The organism is Methanocella sp. (assembly GCF_035506375.1).
Taxonomy (GTDB): Archaea; Halobacteriota; Methanocellia; order Methanocellales; family Methanocellaceae; genus Methanocella.
The window spans coordinates 1-20,542 of the sequence record NZ_DATJPM010000085.1 but is presented as its reverse complement, the minus strand read 5'-3'; the positions used below and the strand labels follow the sequence as shown (position 1 = coordinate 20,542).

Here is a 20,542-nt window from a genome sequence, read left to right as displayed (position 1 = left end):
GGAGATTGGAAAATGCGAAAAGATAATATCGGGATAGTCGAGGACGAACCCCAGGTCGCGGACCTTTATAAGACGGCCTTTACAGTTCTTGGAATGTCGATCTCGTTCATCGCAGGCGATGGCCTCGAGGCGGTCAAAGCATTTGAGGAAAGCGATCCTAAGCCACAAATTGTTATAATGGACCATCGCATGCCAATAATGACTGGGGTCGCAGCGATGAAAGAAATGTTGAAATTAAACTCGGAGACAAAATACATAATCGTAAGCGCCGATTCAAGCATTCGGAAGGAAGCCATTGAGGCGGGGGCATTAATGTTCTTAGAAAAACCGATCCAGTTAAAACAGCTTATAGATTGTGTCGAGGATTTAAGGCAATGACCAGCCATGCGGGTTCGGTATTATCATTTTATACCCAACATTAATTAATTAACCAGTTGATAATAAATATAAATATAAGTTATATAATTATATGTTGGATTTGGTTCAACATATGAGCCTGGGATTTATAAATTTAGCGGAACTGGGGGAGTTCACTGCTGCTGCTGTTGAGAACGATACTGTGTCCTTCATTTCAGCCTATCAAGATGGCAGAGTTTTTACGTGTAACCTTGCATTTTGCCGGCTTACCGGTTATTCCAAGCAGGAAATAAGCAAAATGAGATGGCCCGAAGATTTTACGATTGCCGAACAATGCACTCGTGTAATGGATATCGTTAATGGAATGTATTGTAATGAGGAACATCGTAAGTATGAATTAGAGTTAGTAAGGAAGGACGGATCGCAGATTCCCGTGGATATGTATCTCCATAAGTTCTGCGATGGCGCTGAAAGGCTACTCTGCTATTATTCGTTCATCACGGACATCACCGAACATAAACGACTCGAAAACGATTTAAAAAAGAGCGAAGCGAAATACCGGGAGCTTGTGGAAAACGCAAATAGCATAATATTGAAAATGGATACAAATGGTAAGATCGTTTTTTTCAATGAGTTTGCCCAGAAATTTTTTAGATTTGAGCTAAATGAGATTCTCGATAGAAACGTAATGGGGACTATCGTGCCAATTACGGAGTCTTCGGGGCGTGACCTCTCAAAAATGATAGCGGATATCATCATTCAACCGCAGTGTTATATCAATAACGAGAACGAAAACATGCGCAGTAACGGCGAGCGAGTGTGGGTATCATGGACTAATAAAGCGATAACCGATGATCAGGGCAATATCATCGGGGTGCTCTGCGTCGGGAACGATATCACTGCCCTTAAAAACGCCGAAACCGAACTAAAACGGTCGAGGGATGAATTAGAGATACGGGTAAAGGAAAGGACGGCCGAGCTTGAAAAGGTTAACGCAAGCCTATTAAATGAAATTGAAACTCGAAAACACGCTGAAAAAGAGACCATGGAAAGCGAGGAAAAGTTCCGCACCCTGGTCGAAACCTCTCCCACACCGATAATTTTCCACCGCGGCATGGACATCATCTATGCGAATCCGGCAGCAGTGGATATGTCCGGATATCCTGTCGAAAAAATTGAAAAAATGAAATTATTGGAATTCATTCACCCCCAATTCAAAGAGCTTGTAAAGGAACTTGATCTGGCCATATTGCGAGGCGAGAATCCGCCCACCAGTTCTGAATTGAAGCTGCAAACTAATATAGGAGAAAAATGGGTGAAAATAGTTTCTACCAGGGTTGTGTATAAGGGTAACCCTACGATATTGGCTGTGATGGAGGACATAACACAATATAAGCAGGCCTTGACAGCGCTCAATGATTCAAAGGAAGAGGCCGAGCTATACGTTGACCTGATGAGCCACGATATAAGCAACATTAACCAGATCGGCATGGGAAACCTGGAATTGCTAAAAGATATGGTAAAACTGAATGCGCGAGGGCAAGAACAATTAACAACGGCTTTACAGGCATTTGAAAAGAGCTCCGAGCTTATTAAGAACGTAAAGAAGCTGCAAAAAGTGAAAAAGGGCGATCTACACTTAGAAAAGATCGATGTCGGACAAGTTCTCGATAAAGTCAAGAATGATTACCAGACATTTCCTGGCCGGGACATCACGATCCATCTGGAGTCAAACGGAGGATGTTTTGTCTATGCTGACAGGCTGCTCTACGATGTATTCTCGAACATAGTCGATAACTCGATAAAGCATTCCATCGGTACAGTCGATATAAAAATAAGTCTTTCCGGCATGGATATAGGTGATAAAAAATTTTATCGCGTATCCATCGAGGATAGCGGGCCTGGAATAAATCTAGAACTAAAAAAGAGAATATTCGATCGTATGTATTATGAAGACGGTATCATGAGGGGAAAAGGCATCGGATTATACCTGGTCAAGACACTGGTCGAAAGCTTCCACGGTAGCTTATCCGTGGAAGACCGCATACCAGGCGATCATACAAAGGGGGCTAAGTTCGTTATCACGCTGCCGGCTATTTGAAAGTAACTGATAATAAAAATTTATTGTTGTCTTGCTTCTCTGTTAATTTTCGCTGCAATTATCTCACTTCTTATGAATTTTGTTTAACCTTAATCTTATGTTTCCAGCTTTCGTATCTCGTATAGAATCTGGAGAGAGGCCTTGCAAGGAACATTATGGCCCTCGTGTCGGGGCCCTCTAATTCTCTGGAAGCTTCCTCGAGCTTCGCTGGTATGTCGATGCGCTGGGTGCAGAATTTTATGCACTGGCCGCAGCCTATGCACTGGGACGCTAAACTTTTTTTGCCATTTCCAGCAAAGCCCCCGCCCATATTTACGTGATACATTACTTTAGACCACGCACCCTAAGCCAAGGGCCAATAGTTTATCGCCGGTGCTTTTTATGACTCTATAATGCATTTGACCATCCCCTAAATATTCAATAAATTAAAAGGCTATTTCCATTTCTTTTTCGCGTATACGTCGTGTATCAAGACACTGACCTGACAGAGGTGTTTTTTTAAACTCCTACTTTTTTTTGCATGCAGTATAATACGAGCGTCATCCGGATCATCCGATGCCCAGTACGCTTCTGCGACATCGCCCTCGCTTCCTTTAGCTTCTAATGAAAAAGCGTATTTATTATATCCATATGGTAAATCAAAATACACCATATGCAATTTTTCTTTATGGTCCCAGGGCCTTTCGCTATTTATTTTAATATTGTATTCAGTAGAGCCGTTTGCCTGTTTTAATTTGACCAGCTCGCCCGACTCAAGCATCTCGTCAATATTTGCAGATATAACATCTTTTTCAATTGTTTTTTGCAACATATATTGAAATGCCTCCTGTGCAGAACGAACCTTAGGTCTTTATCCAGTTAACATGATCCAAAGAATCAACGGAAAAATTAAAAATACGGTCATAAAAAGTTATAAAACATACCGCGGCCAGCCAAATTCCACGTCCTAAAGGGCGTGGCTTGTCTTTACTGTAGCATCGACAGTTTGATTAGGGAAAAATGTGCCGTATTCCACCGATAAGGTTAATAACGGTCAAAATGAGTCTATACTGGGTGTCGGGAATGGGCGATCATCTACGCATTGCATGGGGCATCACGGGCGCCGGCCATCTCCTGAAGGACTCGTACGAGACAATGAAGGAGCTAAAGAAGGACGGCCACTCGATCACGACGTTCGTGTCCCGGGCCGGGGAGGAAGTCTCCCGGATGTATGGTCTCCTGGAGTCGACAAAGGAGATCTCCGACGGCTCCTACCTCAACGAGATCTACCTGGACTCGAACCAGGGCTCGAGCTTTCCCAAGATCGGCCGTTTCAACGTGGGCCGGTATGACGTTTTTATCTTAATGCCGGCGACCTCGAACACCGTCGCCAAGATCGTCTACGGCATCGCCGATACGCTTGTGACGAACTGTGCCGCCCAGGCCATGAAGGGAGGTATCCCATCGCTCATTGTTCCCGTGGACTGGGAGAGCGGCGTCATGTCCGAGATGCCCTATACCATCGACCGCTCGAAGTGCAAGTCCTGCGAGCCGTGCCCGCCACGGGAAAGCTGCCCGAACGAAGCCATCACGGACCAGATAGACCTGTTAAAGTGCCAGGGCTGCGGCATTTGTGTCGACATGTGCGAATACGGCGCCATCAGCGGCGGGGGGGCCGTACCGCTGAATATAAGAAAGATCGACGCCCGCAATACGAAGATGCTCACGGAGATGGAAGGCGTATCCGTTTACCAGGAGCCAAAAGACATATTAGCGAAGATACGCAATTGGGATTATTAGTGTGTGGTACTCCCGCATAAAACGGACGAAGTCTGGTGAATACTATCATCGAGCGAATTTTTAATGCGGGAGTGCCATTTTAACAAATATTTTTCATCAGGGAAGCACATATAACAAGTGCTACCGGAAGTAGGATACTACTTTCCGACGGATATACTTTTCCATTTTATATTTAAGAGCGAAATAGCTTATACGTTATATGAGTCTATCGATAAGTGATGCTCGAGCCGTTCGGTTTTGACAATTATCTGCTGCCAATGTTTATGCAGCAGCTGCCGGACTACCGGTGGTTCTTTTTTATCGTTACTCAGCTTGGCAGCCCCTTAACGCTTACCGTGCTGGCGTCGCTGGGCTTTGCGATGGGCAAGAACAGGATGAAGGTCTTTTCGGCGGTTCTCCTCATAGGGCTGCTTTTCAGCATTGTCGTGGTCGACGACATTAAGGAAATAGTGCAGCGGCCCAGGCCCTTCGGCGCGAATACGTCTGATTTCCTCATCCTGAACTCCTACTCCTTCCCGAGCGGCCATGCCTTTTCCATTTTCCTGGCGGTCTCGATCCTGGGCGCATACTATGGCTGGCAATACTACGCGGCCGGGTACGTACTGGCCATCGCCGTGAGCCTGAGCCGGCTCTATCTCGGCGTCCATTATCCGAGCGATGTACTTGCCGGCGCTCTTTTCGGGATCATCATGGGCGAGCTCGTAGTGTACGCGGCTTACCGCTATGGGCTCTGCGAAAATCCCGGGCTCATAGCCCTCGTCCGCCCTGTAAAAGCTAGAAAAGCCTTTAATTTTATGCCCGATAACATCCTTTCAGTATCCGTCTTCCTGACGATACCTCTGGCTATCATTCTGTATTACATGGGCTATGCGGAGCTAACCATCTTCATATTCACAGCGGCCGCCATGCTGGTCCTTCTTTATGTTTCGGCGAAAGGCATGAAATTCGACAGCGACCTGTTCACTGCCTTCGTGATCCTGGCCATATGCCTCATCTCGTCTATATCGATGTTATTCATAGGCGCGTCCATGCTGTCCATTATAACGATAGCGCTCGCTTACATTGCCATACTATCGATAAAAGTACGCAAACAAAAAGCGAATAAAGTTTAAAAAGGAGGCTGTTCTCCGATTTTTAGATGTTCGATTTTTCTTGCTTTTAACGTATGCCTTAAAAGGCGGGTGGTTCCGTGTTTGTTTTGTGGTCGTTTGTCCTTTGTTCGTGTGGTTCGCTGATTTGTCCAGTTTTTCAACACTAAAACACGAATTATTTTATATCCCACGTAAGGGGCACTAACCACACTAAAGTGGATGCTTTCACGTCAAAACACTAAACAACCTCTCGAATGCCCTGACCTCACTAAATTAACTTGAAACACCAGAGAAAGCATATAAAATAAAGTATAAGGGTCATGCCGTTCTCGTGGTTCAATCCTTTTGTGGTTTGGTGCTCATTCGGGAGGTTGTTTCGTGTTTTAAGCGCCAGGCATGGGCCTTAGTGATTTTAGTACCCTTACGTGGGATATAAAAGAATTCGTGTTTTCGTGTTGAAAAACCGACGGGCTGTACGAAAGTGGAAAATAGGGCAAAGGACTACTAATCAAACACGGAACCACTCGCATTTGTGGTGAAAAATAGTGTCCTCCGTGCCCTTATGAAACTTAAAATGCCGGAGCAATTCAACGCAGTAAAATAATAAAAGAAAAAGGAATTAAGGAAAAAGGCGGGAAGGGCGATGCCTACATCGCCGCCTTTTCGCCCAGCTCGATGGCCTTCTTCATCTCCGCCTGCAGCGCGGGCGGGAGGCCCTCGATGTCCACGTTGAGGAATCCCCGGACGATCAGAGCTGTCGCCGTATCCGAGTCGACGCCCCTGGCCATTAAATACTGTATTTCATCCTCGTTGATCTTGCCGACCGCTGCCTCATGGCTCAGGTCGACGCCCTGTTTGACGCCTAAAAGCTCGGGTACGGCGTAAATGACGCCCTCGTCCGATAATAGCAGCCCGCGGCATTCCAGGTGCGCCTTGGTGTCGGGCACGTCGCCCTCTATGAGGCCCCTCGAAGCGATGTAGCCGCCGCGGCTAATGGTCTTGGCGACCAGCTCCGCACGGCATCCCTTCGCCTTTAGGACGGCCTTGGAGCCGATATCCAGGTGGGAGCCTTTCGGCGCCACGATGACCGTGTTGTAGCGGGCCACGCCGTTCTCGCCCTCCATCGTGGACGCGGGGTACATCTGGATGTCCTTCACCGGCTTCATGCAGACATAGTTGCTCATGAAAACCGAGTTCTTGCCCATGCGCGTGGCGGACCGGGGCCTGACTACCAGGTTCTCTGCCCAGTTATGGATCATGGTGAAGGTGATCTTGGCATTATCCTTGACAAAGAACTCGGAGATGCCGACGTGGACTCCCTGCGTAACGTGGACGTCCGAGGTGCAGCCCGAGATAATATGGAGTTCGCTCCCCTCTTCGGCTATGATGACGTTGTGCACGTTCTGGATCATGCCCTCTCGGCCTAAATACAGGCAGGCCTGCAGTGGGAACTCGATCTTCGCGCCCGGCAGCGCCCTTATGAAGTAGCCGGCGACCTTGTGGGTGGCGCTGTACGCGGTGAACTTGTCCGCGTCCGGCTGGACCAGCTTGAAGTAGTAGTCCTTCATCCAGTCGTACTTTTCCAGCGCCTCGTTGATGTCCATGAGCTCCAGGCCTTCCTGCATGGCCTTCGAGATCACGACGGTCTGGTCGTGCTGGAAGAACGAGCCCGAGCGGTTTGCCTCCGAGGCGTCCAGGCCGATGGTGAGCGCTCTTTCTCTGACACCCGACGAGAGCTCGTTTAGCGTGGTGATCCGCTCCCTGGTCGGCACGTCCTTTACGTACTTGTTCAGGTCGATGTCGTTGCCGTAGGCCGGCTTCTTATCCTTTGCCGCCTCCGCTCTCCTTTTTATCTCGTCTATCCTCACTTGTTCAAGCATGCGAGGCACTCTCCGTATCCGCGGTGTCTGATGTCTTCGAGGAGCTCCGTCGGGTTGCCCTGGCAGAGCACCGTGCCCTTCATCATCACGTAGGCCTTGTCCGCCTTCACGTAGTCCAGGATGTTGCCGAAGTGCGTGATTATGAGGCCCGATTTGGTCCTGTGAAGGGTCTTCTTGTCCTTCTGCAGGAGCTCGTTGATGGTGCTGCCCACCAGGCCTATGTTGACCAGGTCGACGCCGCTGTCCGGCTCGTCCAGTAAGACCAGGTCCGGGCTCTGGGCCAGAAGCTGTAAAAGCTCGGAGCGCTTGATCTCGCCGCCCGAGAAGCCCAGGTTGACGTCCCTGGATAAAAAGTTCTCGAGGTTGAGCTTTTTCGCAAGCGCATTTACCTCGTCGTCGCTGACCTTCTTATTATTCAGCCTTTCCATGCTGACCTTTACCATGTCGTTGAGCTTGACGCCTCTCAGGACGGGCGGGTGCTGGAACATGATGCCGATGCCCAGCTTGGCGCGCTCGTCCATCGGCGCATCGGTAATGTCCTTGCCCTTGAAGGTGATCTTACCTGACTTTACCTTATACTTCGGCACTCCCGCCATCGTGAACAACAGCGAGGTCTTGCCCGACCCGTTCGGGCCGAACAGCGCGTGCGTCTCGCCCTCCCCGATGAAGAGGTTCACGTCGCTCAGGATGCGCTTGCCATCGACTTCTACCGTTAGATTTTCAATATTAAGCATAAAAGCCTCGACCGTAAATATGGCAAAATTTGCCTGTGACTTTCCAAAAAGAATATGACACAATATGTAAAAACATTTTGGCTTAACAATGTTGAAGTGTCTAAAAATAAGGTCGCCGGCAATTGCCGGCAGCTTATGGCGTCAGGTCGCTGACGACGTCCACGACGCGGTCGATCTCTTCCTTCGTGATGACGAAGGGCGGGACGAATCGTATGACGGTATCGGAGGCGACGTTGATGAGCACGCCCTTCTCGCGAGCCTTGTCGACGAGGGCGTTGCCCTCCTTGTTCATCTGGACGCCGACCATCATGCCCACGCCGCGGACGTGGTCCACGAAGTCCTGCTTGCAGTGGATTGACAGCTCCTTCTTGAGGTAGTCGCCCATGTCCCGGGAGCGCTCCAGGAGGTGCTCCTCCTCGATGGCGCGGATCGCCGCCAGCGCTGCCGCACACCCGAGCGCGTTGCCGCCGAACGTCGAGGCGTGGTCGCCCTTCCTGAAGGCGCTGGCGATGCCCTCCTGGGCGGCCATGATGCCCATGGGGAATCCGCCCGCGATGCCCTTGGCGACGCACATGATATCGGGCTCCACGCCGGAGTGTTCCTTCGCGAACCACTTTCCGGTGCGGCCCATGCCCGTCTGCACCTCGTCGAAGATCAGCAGCGTCCCGGCCTTGTCGCAGATCTCCCGGACCTCTGCGAGATAATCCTTCGGCGGTATCTGCACGCCGCCCTCGCCCTGGACCGGCTCGAGCACGACGGCGGCCACGTCCCTGCTCAGGGCGCGGCGAATGGCATCAGCGTCCCCGTACGGCACGAACTTAGCGCCCGGCACCAGGGGCTCGAAGGGCTCCCTGTACTTCGATTTATGGGTGATGCTCAGCGCTCCCATGGTCCGGCCATGGAAGCAGTGCTCGGCGGCGATAAACCCTTTCCTCCCGGTCCTCTTCCGGGCGAGCTTCATGGCCGCCTCGACGGATTCGGTGCCCGAGTTGGCGAAGAAGATGCGGTCCATCCCCGTGATCTGCGCGAGCTTTTCAGCCAGCTCCGGCTGGATGTCCGTATAGTAGAGGTTCGAGGTGTGCATGAGCTTCGCCGCCTGCTCCTGGATGGCCGAGACAACTTTCGGGTGGCAGTGGCCCAGGTTGTTGACGGCGATTCCGGCCACGCAGTCGATGTACTCGCGGCCGTTCACGTCCCATACGAGCGCGCCCTTGCCTTTTGTGAGGACCACTGGCTGGCGCCCGTACGACTGGACGACGTACCTAGCGTCCTTCGCGATTGCCTCCTCCTCGGAGAGCCTGACCTTTGACTTTGCTTGTGCCATTCTTCTCACTCAATATGGATAGACCGTTTTACATCCTTAAGGGTTAAAAAAATAACGGAAAATAAAGGCCGCCTGGGGGGCAGCCTACTCAAACTCGATGGTCGCCGGCGGCTTCGGCGTAATATCGTAGACGACCCGGGCCACCGAGGGTATCTCGGAAGTAATCCGGGAAGAAATCCTGTTGAGCGTCTTCCAGGGAAGTTCCATGTGGTTTGCCGTCATGGCGTCCCGGGATTCGACCGCTCTAACGGCGATGATCCAGCCGTGGCAGCGGTTATCGCCCTTGACGCCGGTGCCCTTCTCCAGCAATGCGGCCAGGCACTGCCATGGGTGGTACTGGTGGACGAGTTCCTCTTCCACGATGGCGTTGGCCTCGCGGGCGACGGCGATCTTTTCGGGCGTCACCTCTCCGATGACCCGCACGGACAGGCCGGGGCCGGGGAAGGGCATGCGCTCCGATATCTCCTCCGGTAATTTTAATGCCCGGGCGACCTCGCGGACCTCGTCCTTATATAAGTCAGCGATCGGCTCCACGACGCCTTTGAACGCGATATGCGAGGGCATTCCGCCCACGTTGTGGTGGGATTTAATTCCCCCTTCAGACTCGATGCGGTCCGGGTAGATCGTGCCCTGGAGCAGGTAATCGGCCTTAATGTCCTGTGCCACTTGCTCGAAGACGCGGATGAACGTCTCGCCGACGGCCTTGCGCTTCTTTTCGGGGTCCGTAACGCCCTTGAGCGCCGCGAAGAACTGGCCGCTGGCGTCGACGATCTTCGGGTCCATGAACTTAAATACTTCGCGTATGCGGTCGGTCTCGCCCTTTCGCATGAGCCCCGTATCGACGTATACGGGTATCAGGCGCTCGCCCAGAGCGCGGTAGGCCAGTATGGCACAAACGCTGCTATCCACCCCGCCCGACAGCGCGATGATGGCTTTGCCGTCCCTGACACTAACCTTGATATCGGCGACTGCGTCCTTAATAAAAGAATCAACGTCCACTCTGGATCATGCTCCGTGTGCTCGTCAATTTGGGGCATTCACTATTTAAAAGTGTCGGCGAGCCCTCTCGGCGACTTTGAGCGTGTTTCCCGCAAATGAATAGCAGGCGATGAGCGTCTTCATAATTTCACTGACAAATCAATCCATCGGCCAGCTTATAGGCGTTTTATGGCCGCGCGGGTTAGACTTTTATAGTTGCACCCATTTAGAGCTAGGCGATGAAAAGAAAAATGAACGACCGTATGATGCGCTGGGTAAAGCTGCTCTGGCTGCCGGTGGTCCTGGTGGTACTGCTCATTGCCGACAACCGCTTCGGGATCTCGAGATCATCCTACGCATGGCCCTTCCTGGGCTTCCAGATATTGCTCTTCGTCGCGTACACGTACATCCTTTTTAAAGACCGGCCGAAGTACGTGCCGCCCGCCGATAGAGTCGTCAAGGGACAAAGAAAGCCGAAAAAATAAGAAGAGGAGATGGAGCGCTTAGCCCCATCCGACCAGTTCCATGTCAGTCGTGGAGCTCGCGGCGCTGTACGACATCTTAACTGGTATGGGCACGTTGGGGGCCACCCACACGTTTCCTGTATTGCTGCCGCTCGTCCACGTATATTTCGTGGCAGTATACGTCCCGGCGGGGACCGTGACAGATTCTGTCCCGATCTTAGTGACTGAAGTGCCCTGGTATGTCGTCAGCGGGTTTTCCGTGCTCGCGCCGGGCGTGGTCGTTGCCGAAGCGCCGGGCTGTATGTCCTGGTCTAAAACCACCTGGCTGCCGGTCATCATCTTTATATGGCCTCCCAGCGTTGCGCCCGATGCCACATCCGTATAGGATGTGATGACCTCGGTCGTCGCGCTGTCGCTCGTACCCATATTCATATTCATGGTGGCCTTGTTCGCCTTATGGCCATTGTAGTCGATATTGTAATCCCACCGGAGATCCGATGTTGTCGATGTTCCTCCCGTATCCGATGTCATCCTGTATTCATACCAGTTCACCTTGCTGAAGTCGATCATCGATGAAAGTGTGCTTCCGCTCGCTGCATTGGAAGCGGTGGTCGGAGTGCCTGACGCTGCCGGCTGGGTGGACGCGGCGGGGCTCGTCTGGGTCGTCGACGTGCACCCGGCAGCCGCCAGCGCGATCAGTATTATAAATATTGCGGTATATCGGTATTTCATTATGTCCCTCCTGTTTTATCAAGCGCTTTATGGCGTGTCCCATGGTTCAAAATTCAATGGGTATATTATCCATAATATATAAGCCATTGAAATTACTTAAATCTATTTTTAAGACGAAAAAAAGGCGTGCTGTCAGCCTGTGATGATATTTTTCCTTCCCAGGCTGCAGGCGTATGCGATGCCGGCGTCTCCCAGCTTTCGGCCGATGGCCTTCGCCTGCCGGAGCGCGCCCTCGTCGGGCTTTCCCTGGACGGCCAGCCCGGCGGAGAGTATGTCCGATCTTTGTACGAAGGTGACCTCGAAAAACTCCAGGATCCTCTCGATGCTCTCGATACATTTCTGCTGCCCGCCGTTGCCCGTTGCGAAGGCGATGGCCGGCTTTTTATAAAACGCGTCCCTGAAGGGCAGGGCTTTATCGAACAGCGTCTTCATCTCGCCGCTCATATAGCTATAGTAGGTCGGCGAGCCGAATGCCAGGGCAGACGCCTTCTCGATGTCCCCGCGGCCGGTATCGCCTGCCCGCTTTACTGTTACGTCCACGTTTCCGTTACCCGCGCCCCTCGCGCCCCCGGCAATGGCTTCCGCGAGCGCCTCGGTGTTACCGCTCCATGATGTGAAGATGATCAAAATATTCGGTCGATCGGCCATAATTGTGAATATCGGGGCCGGAACGATAATCGTAGCTAGAAATTAATGCGGCGCCTACCGGTAATTAAAAAGCCTCGTGACCACGGGGACCTTCACGTTGAACCGCTTATCGAGCACTGCCAGCGTGCACCATGGGATAACATCGATTATCGGCAAGAGGTCGGTGCCGCTCATGGCCAGCCACTTGACGGCCGGCACGCCGAGGTACGACAGGTAGGCGGCCTCGACGACCGTAACGGCCGCATCGTAGGGTACCCATATGGGCTCAAGGCCAATGAGAAACAAGAGCTCGCCCGGGATGACGTCGGAAAAGTCGATGAGCAGCGCGAGGCCGAGCGCCGCGAAGTTCTGCAACGTGGCCATCGATGAAGGTTTTTGCATGACTACCGTTTCGGCGACCTGTTCCATAATATTCCTCTATCAGCATCTATACTTAATCCGTTAAATATTTTAATTCTTCCATCATTTTATTATAACTTTTATGCAGGGCCGAGTAAATTAGTAATATGCAATCATTAACAATCGCAATCTTTATTTATCACGATTGATAATTAATAATTGTAAACTGGCTCAGGAGGGTCAGCCATCGACACAGCGCTAAACCACGACAAAAGTATACCAGGCGATAAGCATGGAAAGAACTGGCATGCAAGGACAGAAAACGGCATAGAGATCGTCGAGATGGTAGGCGAATGCAACATCAGGTACGACCAGGTCTGCGGCAATGGCTTCTGCTTTGACGATGTTAAGAAAGAGTTCGATTGGTACACCACCGGCAAGATCAATATCGGCTATGAGGCCATCGACCGCCACGCGAAGACCTGGCGCAAGAACAAAGTAGCCCTTTACTGGGAGGGCGCCGACGGGAGCGACCGGAAGTACACCTTCCAGGAGCTGAAGGTACGTACGGATAAGCTCGCGAACGTTCTCCGGAAAGCCGGTGTCAGGAAGGGCGACCGCGTGTTCGTGTACCTGCCGAGAATCCCTGAGCTATACGCGAGCGCCGTATCGATCGCCAAGCTCGGCGCGATCTTTGCCCCTCTGTTCGGCGGCTTCCGGGCGGAGGCGGTCCGGGACCGTATCAACGATGCCCAGGCCTGCATGGTCATCACTACGCCCGAGATGAAGAAGCTCGGAATCGACCCTATAAGAAAGGACATTCCGTCCGTGAAAACGGTCGTCCTCTGCAACATCCCCCGGAACTATGAGCTGGAGCCGGGCGACCTGAGCTATGATGCCGAGATGATCTATGCTTCCGAGGACTTCGAGCCCGAGTGGTGCAGCCTGGAAGACCCCGTGATCATGCACTACACGTCGGGCACGACCGGCAAATCCAAAGGCGTCGTCCACGTCCACAACGCAATGATCGGGCATTATATTACCACAAAGTGGGTCCAGGACCTGAGGGATGACGACGTCTACTGGTGCACGGCGGACCCCGGGTGGGTCACGGGCACGTCCTACGGCATCTTCGGGCCGTGGCTTAACGGCGCCTCGCAGGTCGTCTACGCCGGCCGGTTCTCGCCCGAGGCCTGGTACTGGGTCATCGATAAGTACAAGGTGACCGTCTGGTATACGGCGCCCACGGCCCTCCGCATGCTCATGAAGGGCGGCGACGAGGTCGTGAAGAAATACCGCCTGGACAGTTTACGCTTTGTCACGAGCGTCGGCGAGCCCCTGAACCCGGAGGTCATCCGCTGGGGCATGCGCGTCTACGGCCTGCCCATCCACGAAAACTACTGGATGACAGAGACCGGTTGCAATATGATCGCCAACTTCTACGGCCTGCCGCTTAGAATAGGCTCCATGGGCAAGCCGTTCCCCGGCATCGAGGCGGCGATCATCGATGATAAAGGTCGTGTGCTGCCCCCTGGCGTTCCCGGCAACATCGCCATCCGGCCCGGTTGGCCCTCCATGATGCGGAGCATCTGGAACAACGAGGCGAAGTACAACGAGTACTTCCGCATCCCGGGCTGGTACCTGACGGGCGACAGCGCCTTCATGGATGCGGACGGCTACTTCTGGTTCACCGGCCGCATCGACGACGTCATCAAGACGTCGGGGGAGCGCGTCGGCCCCTTCGAGGTGGAGAGCGCGCTGCTGGAGCATCCGGCCGTGGCCGAGGCGGGCGTTATCGGCAAGCCCGATCCGCTGTACGGTAACGTCATCAAGGCCTTCATTTCCCTGAAGCCCGGCTACGATGGCACGGAGGAGCTCAAGCGCGAGATCTCGGAGTCGGTCAAGAAGACCCTCGCGGCCCACGCGTTCCCCCGGGAGATAGAGTTTAAGCAGAACCTTCCGAAGACCCGGAGCGGCAAGATCATGCGCCGCGTCCTGAAGGCCATGGAGCTGGGCCAGCCTTTGGGGGACCTGGCCACGCTCGACGACGAGTAAGGAGGTGAGAGAGAAAGCACACGCATCAGCAAAGAGTATATGACGGGCCGCGTAAGGCCTACTACGCGGCCCACTATTATCTCTAATCTCTATTTTGAACATAATTATGGAGCTGTTGTATAATATTAACTCCTGTATTTTTAAGACCCCGAAGACGTTTCGAGCGCGTAGGCCTCGAAGACTTTATTAAAGAAATTAATTATGACCGAATTCTCATTTAATATTAAATCTATTAATGTAGCTTCGCGGTCTTCGCGTACGGCCTTCGTGCTCGAACAGCCTTCGCGGACTTTGATAGCTTCGCGGGCTTAAAAACAGGAACCAATAATGTTTTATCGGCCGGCGCCCTACGCTATTTATCATGATCACCGATGACTTCGACTACCTCGCACCGGGAGGCCGATCCTATACCCTGGCCGCCGGCCAGCTCGCCCGGCTGAAGAAGAGCTCCCGGGTGCTGGAGATCGCCTGCGGCAGGGGCGAGGCCGCCTGCGCGCTGGCCGAAGCGTTCAAATGCCGCGTGGACGCGTTCGACATAGACCCTGTGATGGTCGAATACTCCATGAAAAAGGCCGAGAAGCTGGGCCTGGGCGAGTACACGAACTTTTTCGTGAAGGATGGCCGGGATATGGACTTCGGTGAGGGCAAGTACGACCTGATCCTGGCGGAGGGCGGCGCGCTGACGTATATCGGCCGCGAGGAGGGCATCGCCCATTCGGCCGACCTCCTGAAGGAAGGCCGCTGCCTGGCCCTGACGGACCTGATCTATTTACGGGATGACGTGCCCCAGCCCGTCCGGGATGCATACGAGGAGGGCGTCTGCAGCTACCTGACCGAGATCCGCTATAGAAAGCTGCTCGAAGCCTACGATTTCGAGATCATGTTCGCCTCCATGCTGCCCCAGTCTGCCTGGGACCGGTACTATGCCCAGATGCGGCGGCAGGTCATGAGCCCGAAGAACAAGTTCACCAGGGCGTTCAAGGATTCGATGATGCGGGAGATCGACGTCTACTATAATTATGGCGGCATGTTCAGCATCGGTTACTTCTATGCAGTGGCCAGGCTGTCGAGGAAGAAACGGGTTAAGCCCGCGGGCGAGGGGTTACGCATACCGCTGGCCTTTAGCTATAGCGGATAAGAATAAAATGGGGCCTCACGTTATGCGGAAAATTTAAGTAGATGGATGCTCATGTAAGCTTCGCTTTTCTGCTCCGGTAGTGTAGCGCGGCCAATCATGCCGGCCTTTCGAGCCGGCGACTCGGGTTCAAATCCCGACCGGAGCACGTTCTATTATAAGATGACCTTTTACTTCGCGGGTCGACGCCTTGCCTGTTGGCAAGGCTACTCGGCTTTTCGGGTGCTACAATGTCCGGGCCGGGCTTGCACCCTACTCGCCCGGCCGCTGTTATTTTCTGCTTGTTCCAGATCATGTAGCCGGCTCGAAAGGCCGGCGACTCGGGTTCTAATCCCAATCTGAGCACCAAACCTTTTAGTCCAAATCCTTCACTTTTATCGATTTAATCCCGAAGCACATGGAATAAAGTCTATCGGGGTGATATCCAGGGACCAAAAGAAATCATTTTTTATATTATTCAATAGTTATTCATCGTTTAGGTCGAAATTTATTTGTATATTCGCATATACAAATATAACGATGCAAGATGGATGAGAAGATCAAGCTGCTGAAAGCGATGGGCGATGAGACCAGGATTAAGATTTTACAATATTTGTTGAACGGAGAGAAGTGTGCCTGCACCATCGTGCCGTTCATCGGTAAAGCCCAGCCCACGGTGTCCCAGCACCTGAAAATTCTGGTTGAGGCCGGCATCCTCGACGTGCGGAGGGACGGGATCAGGATGCTCTATAAGATCAAGAGCGACCAGGCTGTCCGCATCATGGAGGTACTGGACATACCACGGATGGAAGTTGACGACGCGCTGTTGGGTGAGTGTAAATGAATAAGGAGTTAATCATTTTCGAAGGCCCCTGCTGGAGGAATATGGCGATAATGCCTTTTTCCGTAATCGCAGGATACAGTAGGAGAAAAATACTTGCACAAGATCCGGGAAAAGTTCACGGCGCCTTTGCTCGTCGTGCCGCTCCTGAATATCCGCAAAGTAGGTTGATTTATGAGACTACTCTTAATATCCGATATCCATGCGAACATGGAAGCGCTCCGCGCAGTACTGGAAAATGTGAAATACGACAGTATTTTCTGTATGGGCGACCTTGTCGATTATGGCCCGGACCCCATGGAGTGCATCGACTGGATGCGCAGCAACAACGTGCCCACGGTACGCGGTAACCACGATAATGCCGTTGCATTGCATGTGGACTGTGGCTGTAGCTATACTTATAAGCATCTATCCGAAGCGACGAGAGAATATACGTGGGCGTCCCTAAGCGAGAGCGAAGAAAGCTTTTTACGCGGCCTGCCATTGAAGATAGAACTTGAGTTAGACGGATTAAAGCTCATGCTGGCGCATGGAAGCCCTGCATCGTTCTTTGACTATATTTATCCCGATACGCCCCTTGAAAAGCTCGAAGAGTATACCGCCAGCGTTAACGCCGATTACCTGATCCTGGGGCATACCCATAAACCCGCAATATTAAAGACTTCAAAATTAACGATCCTGAACCCGGGAAGCGTAGGGCAGTCCAGAGATATGGACTGGAGGGCTTCATGCATGGTATTCGACACGAAAAATAGGACAAATGAGATCGTCCGCCTGGAATATGACATTGATACAACGTGTAAGAAGATACGATCTTCGATGCCCCATGCGGATGAGCTTGAAGCAATATTGAGAAGAGGTTATTGATAAAACGGTTCTCATCTATAGGGGTGTTTTGTTATGGCTGAACCTACCGCATCGAGGCTTTCCTTCCTCGATAAATATCTGACTCTATGGATATTCCTTGCTATGGCCCTTGGAATAGGCTTGGGCTTTGTGTACCCGGGCTTTGCGACTTTCTTGAATAGCCTGTCGATTGGCACTACGTCCATCCCCATCGCTATTGGCCTTATCGTGATGATGTACCCGCCCCTCGCCCGCGTTAAGTATGAGGCGATTGGGAAGGTGTTCAGGAATGTAAAGGTCATGGCGCTGTCCCTTTTCCAGAACTGGATCGTCGGGCCAGTATTAATGTTCGTGCTCGCCGTACTCTTGTTAAGGAGCTATCCGGAGTATGCGGCGGGGCTTATATTGATAGGGCTGGCAAGATGCATCGCCATGGTCATAGTATGGAACCGGCTGGCCTGCGGCGATTCTGAGTATGCGGCTGCGCTGGTCGCTTTGAACTCTATCTTCCAGGTGCTATTCTATTCCATATATGCATACGTGTTCATTACATTGCTACCATCCTGGCTCGGCATGCAGAGCATGGTGGTCAATATCACAATATGGGAAGTGGCAAAGTCCGTATTGATTTATCTGGGTATCCCGTTCGCTGCCGGAGTGCTGACACGGTTTACTCTGCGCCCGCGTTTAGGAAAAGAATGGTACGATGACAAGTTCATCCCTGCTATCAGTCCGATAACACTACTTGCGCTACTCTTCACAATAATCGTGATGTTCTCACTGAAAGGCCAGTATATAGTAGCTCAACCATTCGATGTCGTAATAATCGCCATACCGCTGCTCATCTATTTCGTTATAATGTTCGCGGTCTCGTTCTTCATATCCTGGTATATAGGCGTGAACTACGAGCAGTCCTGCACTCTATCGTTTACGGCGGCCAGTAACAACTTCGAGCTGGCCATCGCCGTCGCCGTCGGCGTGTTCGGCATCGGGTCCGGGCAGGCGTTCGCGGCGGTGATCGGCCCGCTTATCGAGGTGCCAGTCATGATCCTGCTCGTGAACGTCGCCCTGCGCTGGCGGGAGAAGTACTTTACTCCGGAGAACGCGACGGGGGCGTGAACATGTGCATTCCGGACGAGGTCGAGGACTTAGTGCTCGCTTTCATGGGGCTAGATAAGAAAAATGGCTTGCCGACATAAGCACTTTTTACGTTATAGATTAGTTATTCGATATCGTGGATAATATTTTAAATGTTATTGCTGTGTTGAATTGCTCTCGTATTTTAAGCTTTTAAGGGCACTGAGGGCACTATTTTTCACCACGAAGGCACGAAGAGCACGGAGGCTCACAAAGTTTTCTTTTTAGATTAAGTTACAAAGTACACAAAGCCGGTTCATTGGCGATCAGGGCACGAAGGATACAAAGACACAGTGGAATGAACAAGAGCACTTTTGCCCCTGTGCCTTCATATCCTCTGTATCTTATAAGCTCAAAAAGCATTCTCTGTGCCCTTTGTCTCTTAATTATAAAAAAGACTTTGTGGGCCTCCGTGCTCTTCGTGCCTTTGTGGTGAAAAATAGTGCCTCAGTACACTCCGAGACTTAAAAGGGCATATTCAGCACAGCAAATGTTATAAGAAAGTATAAGATGGCGAAATCATAAATAGAACGATATTAAAACGGAAAATACCTGGCATTACGTCGATATGAGCTATGCCCGTGGATACGGGGAATGCTTTTTTTAGTGATGCACCTGGACTTCTATGGTAAAATATGCGTGGAAGACCGGGTGAAGGGCGATCACAAGAAGGGCGCCAGATTCATGGTCCTGCTGCCATCCGTTGAAAAGTGATTGTTATCCCCGCATTTTTAGGATGCGTCTGCAGCCCGTAATAAAGTCCATGGCGTAGTTGCTCTTTCTGGCTTGTGTAAATCGAAAGACTATTACGCCATGAGAGCAAACACAGACAGGATGAGCGGCTTATCCGATATTTCCACCCGGGCTAAGAGCCGGCTACGCGGGCCGGCGAGCCGGCTGTTCAGCGAAGACGTCATGACCGTTCTGGCCTTCCTGATAATACCGGTGGTCGGGCTTCCCCTGGTCTTCAGCTTCTCGGCGGCCATGCAGACGATCCTGGAGCTCATCAACTATTTCATCATCGCCATGTTCGTGGCCGAATACTGCGTCATGCTTTACCTCTCGGATTCCCGCGTGAAATACATCAGGGACCCGTGGCACCTGCTCGATCTTATTATCATCGTGCTAGCGCTCCTGGACCTCGCCCCCATGGTCTCATTTGCCATCGGCCGGGCCTCGCCCGCCTTACGGCTTCTCAGGGTATTCCGGGTCCTCACGGCTCTCGGGCGGACCGCCAAAGGCCGCCAGCCTCCGGGACCGGAGGTCAAAGCCGCTCCAACTATATCCCGCATGGTGGTCAAGGCGATCGATAAGAACGGCATAAAACAGTGCGAGAGCGATGGCATGGTATGCGAGATACCGCGAATCGACGGCCCGGGATGGATCGCCCTCGAAGACGTCTGGCCCATCGACCTGGACATGATCAGCAAGGCCATCGATATTCCCGGGTATGTGCTGGAGAGCAAGATAGGCCAGGAGGCCTTCCCGCGCATTGACTATTTTAAGGAATATACGGCCATCTTCATCTGGGACGCCCGCCTCGCCGGGGCCGGCGACAGCTACCGGGATGTCCGGATTGAGCGCAATGGCTTTCTCATCGTCTGTAAGGGCGAGCTCATCGTGACGATCTGTACCGGGAAGAGCAAGATTTTCGACGAACTAATAAATGAAGGCCTGGCCGTGGACGGAGAGGAGTTCGCCGTGCGTACCCTGTACTCCATCTGCAGGCGCAAGGTGCAGGACGGCGAGAACATCGTGCGGGTCTTCGAGCGTAAGGCCGCCACGCTCGAGCAGCAGCCCGTGGGCAAGACTTCCCCGACATTCCTGGAGGATACGTTTCACCTGCGCCAGGATGGGGTCATGGTCGCGAAGAACCTGTGGCACCTGCGCCAGGTGCTGGACAGCCTGAAGACGAGGAAAGTCGCGCTGGCGGGCATAAAGGAGGAGCATTTACACCTTTTCGATATATTATACGACCAGGTGGATTACCTGTACGAGACTGCAGATAACATAACGGATAGCCTGTCGTCCCTGCGGGACCTCCACATCAACACCCAGTCCTACGAGATGACCCGGGTCATGCGTATCCTCGCGATCATCACCTGCCTGGCCCTGGTGCCTT

19 protein-coding genes and 1 tRNA gene are annotated in these 20,542 nt (G+C 52.3%); 12 read left to right on the top strand and 8 right to left on the bottom strand.

Annotation, left to right across the window (positions count from 1 at the left end):
- Window positions 1–12: 12 nt before the first annotated feature.
- Complete coding sequence (locus VMC84_RS11870) at window positions 13–378, top strand: response regulator (protein WP_325380914.1); 366 nt, start codon at window positions 13–15, stop codon at window positions 376–378.
- Window positions 379–490: 112 nt separating this feature from the next.
- Window positions 491–2,458 (top strand): PAS domain S-box protein, encoded by a 1,968-nt coding sequence (locus VMC84_RS11865; protein WP_325380912.1) that lies wholly within the window; start codon window positions 491–493, stop codon window positions 2,456–2,458.
- Window positions 2,459–2,891: 433 nt separating this feature from the next.
- On the opposite strand, the gene VMC84_RS11860 is transcribed toward VMC84_RS11865, so the two are convergent.
- Window positions 2,892–3,269 (bottom strand): hypothetical protein, encoded by a 378-nt coding sequence (locus VMC84_RS11860; protein WP_325380910.1) that lies wholly within the window; start codon window positions 3,267–3,269, stop codon window positions 2,892–2,894.
- 227 nt (window positions 3,270–3,496) lie between these two features.
- On the opposite strand from VMC84_RS11860, the gene VMC84_RS11855 reads away from it, so the two are divergent.
- Complete coding sequence (locus VMC84_RS11855) at window positions 3,497–4,237, top strand: dihydromethanopterin reductase (acceptor) (protein ID WP_325380908.1); 741 nt, start codon at window positions 3,497–3,499, stop codon at window positions 4,235–4,237.
- Between the two features lie 218 nt (window positions 4,238–4,455).
- Window positions 4,456–5,349, top strand: a complete 894-nt coding sequence (locus VMC84_RS11850; protein WP_325380906.1) for a phosphatase PAP2 family protein — start codon at window positions 4,456–4,458, stop codon at window positions 5,347–5,349.
- A 626-nt stretch (window positions 5,350–5,975) separates the two neighbouring features.
- Here the strand turns inward: VMC84_RS11850 and VMC84_RS11845 are convergent.
- The 4 genes from VMC84_RS11845 to guaA all read right to left on the bottom strand — a co-directional run bounded on the left by VMC84_RS11845 (window position 5,976) and on the right by guaA (window position 10,265).
- A complete protein-coding gene (locus VMC84_RS11845) occupies window positions 5,976–7,208 on the bottom strand; it encodes a SufD family Fe-S cluster assembly protein (protein ID WP_325380904.1) in 1,233 nt (410 codons plus the stop codon).
- The gene (locus tag VMC84_RS11840) at window positions 7,193–7,942 is read right to left on the bottom strand and encodes an ABC transporter ATP-binding protein (RefSeq protein WP_325380902.1); all 750 of its coding nucleotides are present in this window, start codon (window positions 7,940–7,942) and stop codon (window positions 7,193–7,195) included. Before VMC84_RS11840 ends, VMC84_RS11845 begins: the two co-directional genes overlap by 16 nt.
- 133 nt (window positions 7,943–8,075) lie before the next feature.
- A complete protein-coding gene (locus tag VMC84_RS11835; protein WP_325380900.1) occupies window positions 8,076–9,266 on the bottom strand; it encodes an acetylornithine transaminase in 1,191 nt (396 codons plus the stop codon).
- An 84-nt stretch (window positions 9,267–9,350) separates the two neighbouring features.
- Window positions 9,351–10,265 (bottom strand): glutamine-hydrolyzing GMP synthase, encoded by a 915-nt coding sequence (guaA, locus tag VMC84_RS11830; RefSeq protein WP_325380898.1) that lies wholly within the window; start codon window positions 10,263–10,265, stop codon window positions 9,351–9,353.
- Window positions 10,266–10,483: 218 nt separating this feature from the next.
- On the opposite strand from guaA, the gene VMC84_RS11825 reads away from it, so the two are divergent.
- Window positions 10,484–10,729, top strand: coding sequence for a hypothetical protein (locus VMC84_RS11825; RefSeq protein WP_325380896.1), 246 nt, complete (start codon window positions 10,484–10,486; stop codon window positions 10,727–10,729).
- A gap of 18 nt (window positions 10,730–10,747) precedes the next feature.
- Here the strand turns inward: VMC84_RS11825 and VMC84_RS11820 are convergent, their stop codons facing one another.
- From VMC84_RS11820 to VMC84_RS11810, 3 genes are all read right to left on the bottom strand, one after another.
- Entirely contained in the window at window positions 10,748–11,440 is a 693-nt protein-coding gene (locus VMC84_RS11820) for a hypothetical protein (protein WP_325380894.1), read from the bottom strand.
- Window positions 11,441–11,572: 132 nt separating this feature from the next.
- On the bottom strand, window positions 11,573–12,088 hold the full coding sequence (locus VMC84_RS11815; RefSeq protein WP_325380892.1) for a flavodoxin family protein: 516 nt from the start codon (window positions 12,086–12,088) through the stop codon (window positions 11,573–11,575).
- A 54-nt stretch (window positions 12,089–12,142) separates the two neighbouring features.
- Window positions 12,143–12,496, bottom strand: a complete 354-nt coding sequence (locus tag VMC84_RS11810) for a hypothetical protein (protein WP_325380891.1) — start codon at window positions 12,494–12,496, stop codon at window positions 12,143–12,145.
- A gap of 273 nt (window positions 12,497–12,769) precedes the next feature.
- On the opposite strand from VMC84_RS11810, the gene acsA reads away from it, so the two are divergent.
- The 7 genes from acsA to VMC84_RS11775 form a co-directional block, all read left to right on the top strand.
- A complete protein-coding gene (gene acsA, locus VMC84_RS11805) occupies window positions 12,770–14,482 on the top strand; it encodes an acetate--CoA ligase (protein WP_325380889.1) in 1,713 nt (570 codons plus the stop codon).
- Window positions 14,483–14,843: 361 nt separating this feature from the next.
- Window positions 14,844–15,620, top strand: coding sequence for a class I SAM-dependent methyltransferase (locus tag VMC84_RS11800; RefSeq protein ID WP_325380887.1), 777 nt, complete (start codon window positions 14,844–14,846; stop codon window positions 15,618–15,620).
- A gap of 70 nt (window positions 15,621–15,690) precedes the next feature.
- Window positions 15,691–15,765, top strand: a tRNA-Glu gene (locus VMC84_RS11795).
- Window positions 15,766–16,143: 378 nt separating this feature from the next.
- Window positions 16,144–16,440 (top strand): metalloregulator ArsR/SmtB family transcription factor, encoded by a 297-nt coding sequence (locus tag VMC84_RS11790; protein WP_325380885.1) that lies wholly within the window; start codon window positions 16,144–16,146, stop codon window positions 16,438–16,440.
- Window positions 16,441–16,611: 171 nt separating this feature from the next.
- Complete coding sequence (locus VMC84_RS11785) at window positions 16,612–17,304, top strand: metallophosphoesterase family protein (protein WP_325380883.1); 693 nt, start codon at window positions 16,612–16,614, stop codon at window positions 17,302–17,304.
- Window positions 17,305–17,337: 33 nt separating this feature from the next.
- The gene (arsB, locus tag VMC84_RS11780) at window positions 17,338–18,402 is read left to right on the top strand and encodes an ACR3 family arsenite efflux transporter (protein ID WP_325380881.1); all 1,065 of its coding nucleotides are present in this window, start codon (window positions 17,338–17,340) and stop codon (window positions 18,400–18,402) included.
- An 852-nt stretch (window positions 18,403–19,254) separates the two neighbouring features.
- On the top strand, window positions 19,255–20,542 hold a 1,288-nt coding region (locus tag VMC84_RS11775; protein WP_325380879.1), incomplete at its 3' end, for a CorA family divalent cation transporter.

What these genes read in the sequence shown, in the direction of transcription:
- VMC84_RS11870 (WP_325380914.1), top strand. Translation starts at nt 13, where the DNA reads ATGCGAAAAGATAATATCGGGATAGTCGAGGACGAACCCCAGGTCGCG.
- VMC84_RS11865 (WP_325380912.1), top strand. Translation starts at nt 491, where the DNA reads ATGAGCCTGGGATTTATAAATTTAGCGGAACTGGGGGAGTTCACTGCT.
- VMC84_RS11860 (WP_325380910.1), bottom strand. Translation starts at nt 3,269, where the DNA reads ATGTTGCAAAAAACAATTGAAAAAGATGTTATATCTGCAAATATTGAC.
- VMC84_RS11855 (WP_325380908.1), top strand. Translation starts at nt 3,497, where the DNA reads ATGAGTCTATACTGGGTGTCGGGAATGGGCGATCATCTACGCATTGCA.
- VMC84_RS11850 (WP_325380906.1), top strand. Translation starts at nt 4,456, where the DNA reads ATGCTCGAGCCGTTCGGTTTTGACAATTATCTGCTGCCAATGTTTATG.
- VMC84_RS11845 (WP_325380904.1), bottom strand. Translation starts at nt 7,208, where the DNA reads ATGCTTGAACAAGTGAGGATAGACGAGATAAAAAGGAGAGCGGAGGCG.
- VMC84_RS11840 (WP_325380902.1), bottom strand. Translation starts at nt 7,942, where the DNA reads ATGCTTAATATTGAAAATCTAACGGTAGAAGTCGATGGCAAGCGCATC.
- VMC84_RS11835 (WP_325380900.1), bottom strand. Translation starts at nt 9,266, where the DNA reads ATGGCACAAGCAAAGTCAAAGGTCAGGCTCTCCGAGGAGGAGGCAATC.
- VMC84_RS11825 (WP_325380896.1), top strand. Translation starts at nt 10,484, where the DNA reads ATGAAAAGAAAAATGAACGACCGTATGATGCGCTGGGTAAAGCTGCTC.
- VMC84_RS11820 (WP_325380894.1), bottom strand. Translation starts at nt 11,440, where the DNA reads ATGAAATACCGATATACCGCAATATTTATAATACTGATCGCGCTGGCG.
- VMC84_RS11815 (WP_325380892.1), bottom strand. Translation starts at nt 12,088, where the DNA reads ATGGCCGATCGACCGAATATTTTGATCATCTTCACATCATGGAGCGGT.
- VMC84_RS11810 (WP_325380891.1), bottom strand. Translation starts at nt 12,496, where the DNA reads ATGGAACAGGTCGCCGAAACGGTAGTCATGCAAAAACCTTCATCGATG.
- acsA (WP_325380889.1), top strand. Translation starts at nt 12,770, where the DNA reads ATGGTAGGCGAATGCAACATCAGGTACGACCAGGTCTGCGGCAATGGC.
- VMC84_RS11800 (WP_325380887.1), top strand. Translation starts at nt 14,844, where the DNA reads ATGATCACCGATGACTTCGACTACCTCGCACCGGGAGGCCGATCCTAT.
- VMC84_RS11790 (WP_325380885.1), top strand. Translation starts at nt 16,144, where the DNA reads ATGGATGAGAAGATCAAGCTGCTGAAAGCGATGGGCGATGAGACCAGG.
- VMC84_RS11785 (WP_325380883.1), top strand. Translation starts at nt 16,612, where the DNA reads ATGAGACTACTCTTAATATCCGATATCCATGCGAACATGGAAGCGCTC.
- arsB (WP_325380881.1), top strand. Translation starts at nt 17,338, where the DNA reads ATGGCTGAACCTACCGCATCGAGGCTTTCCTTCCTCGATAAATATCTG.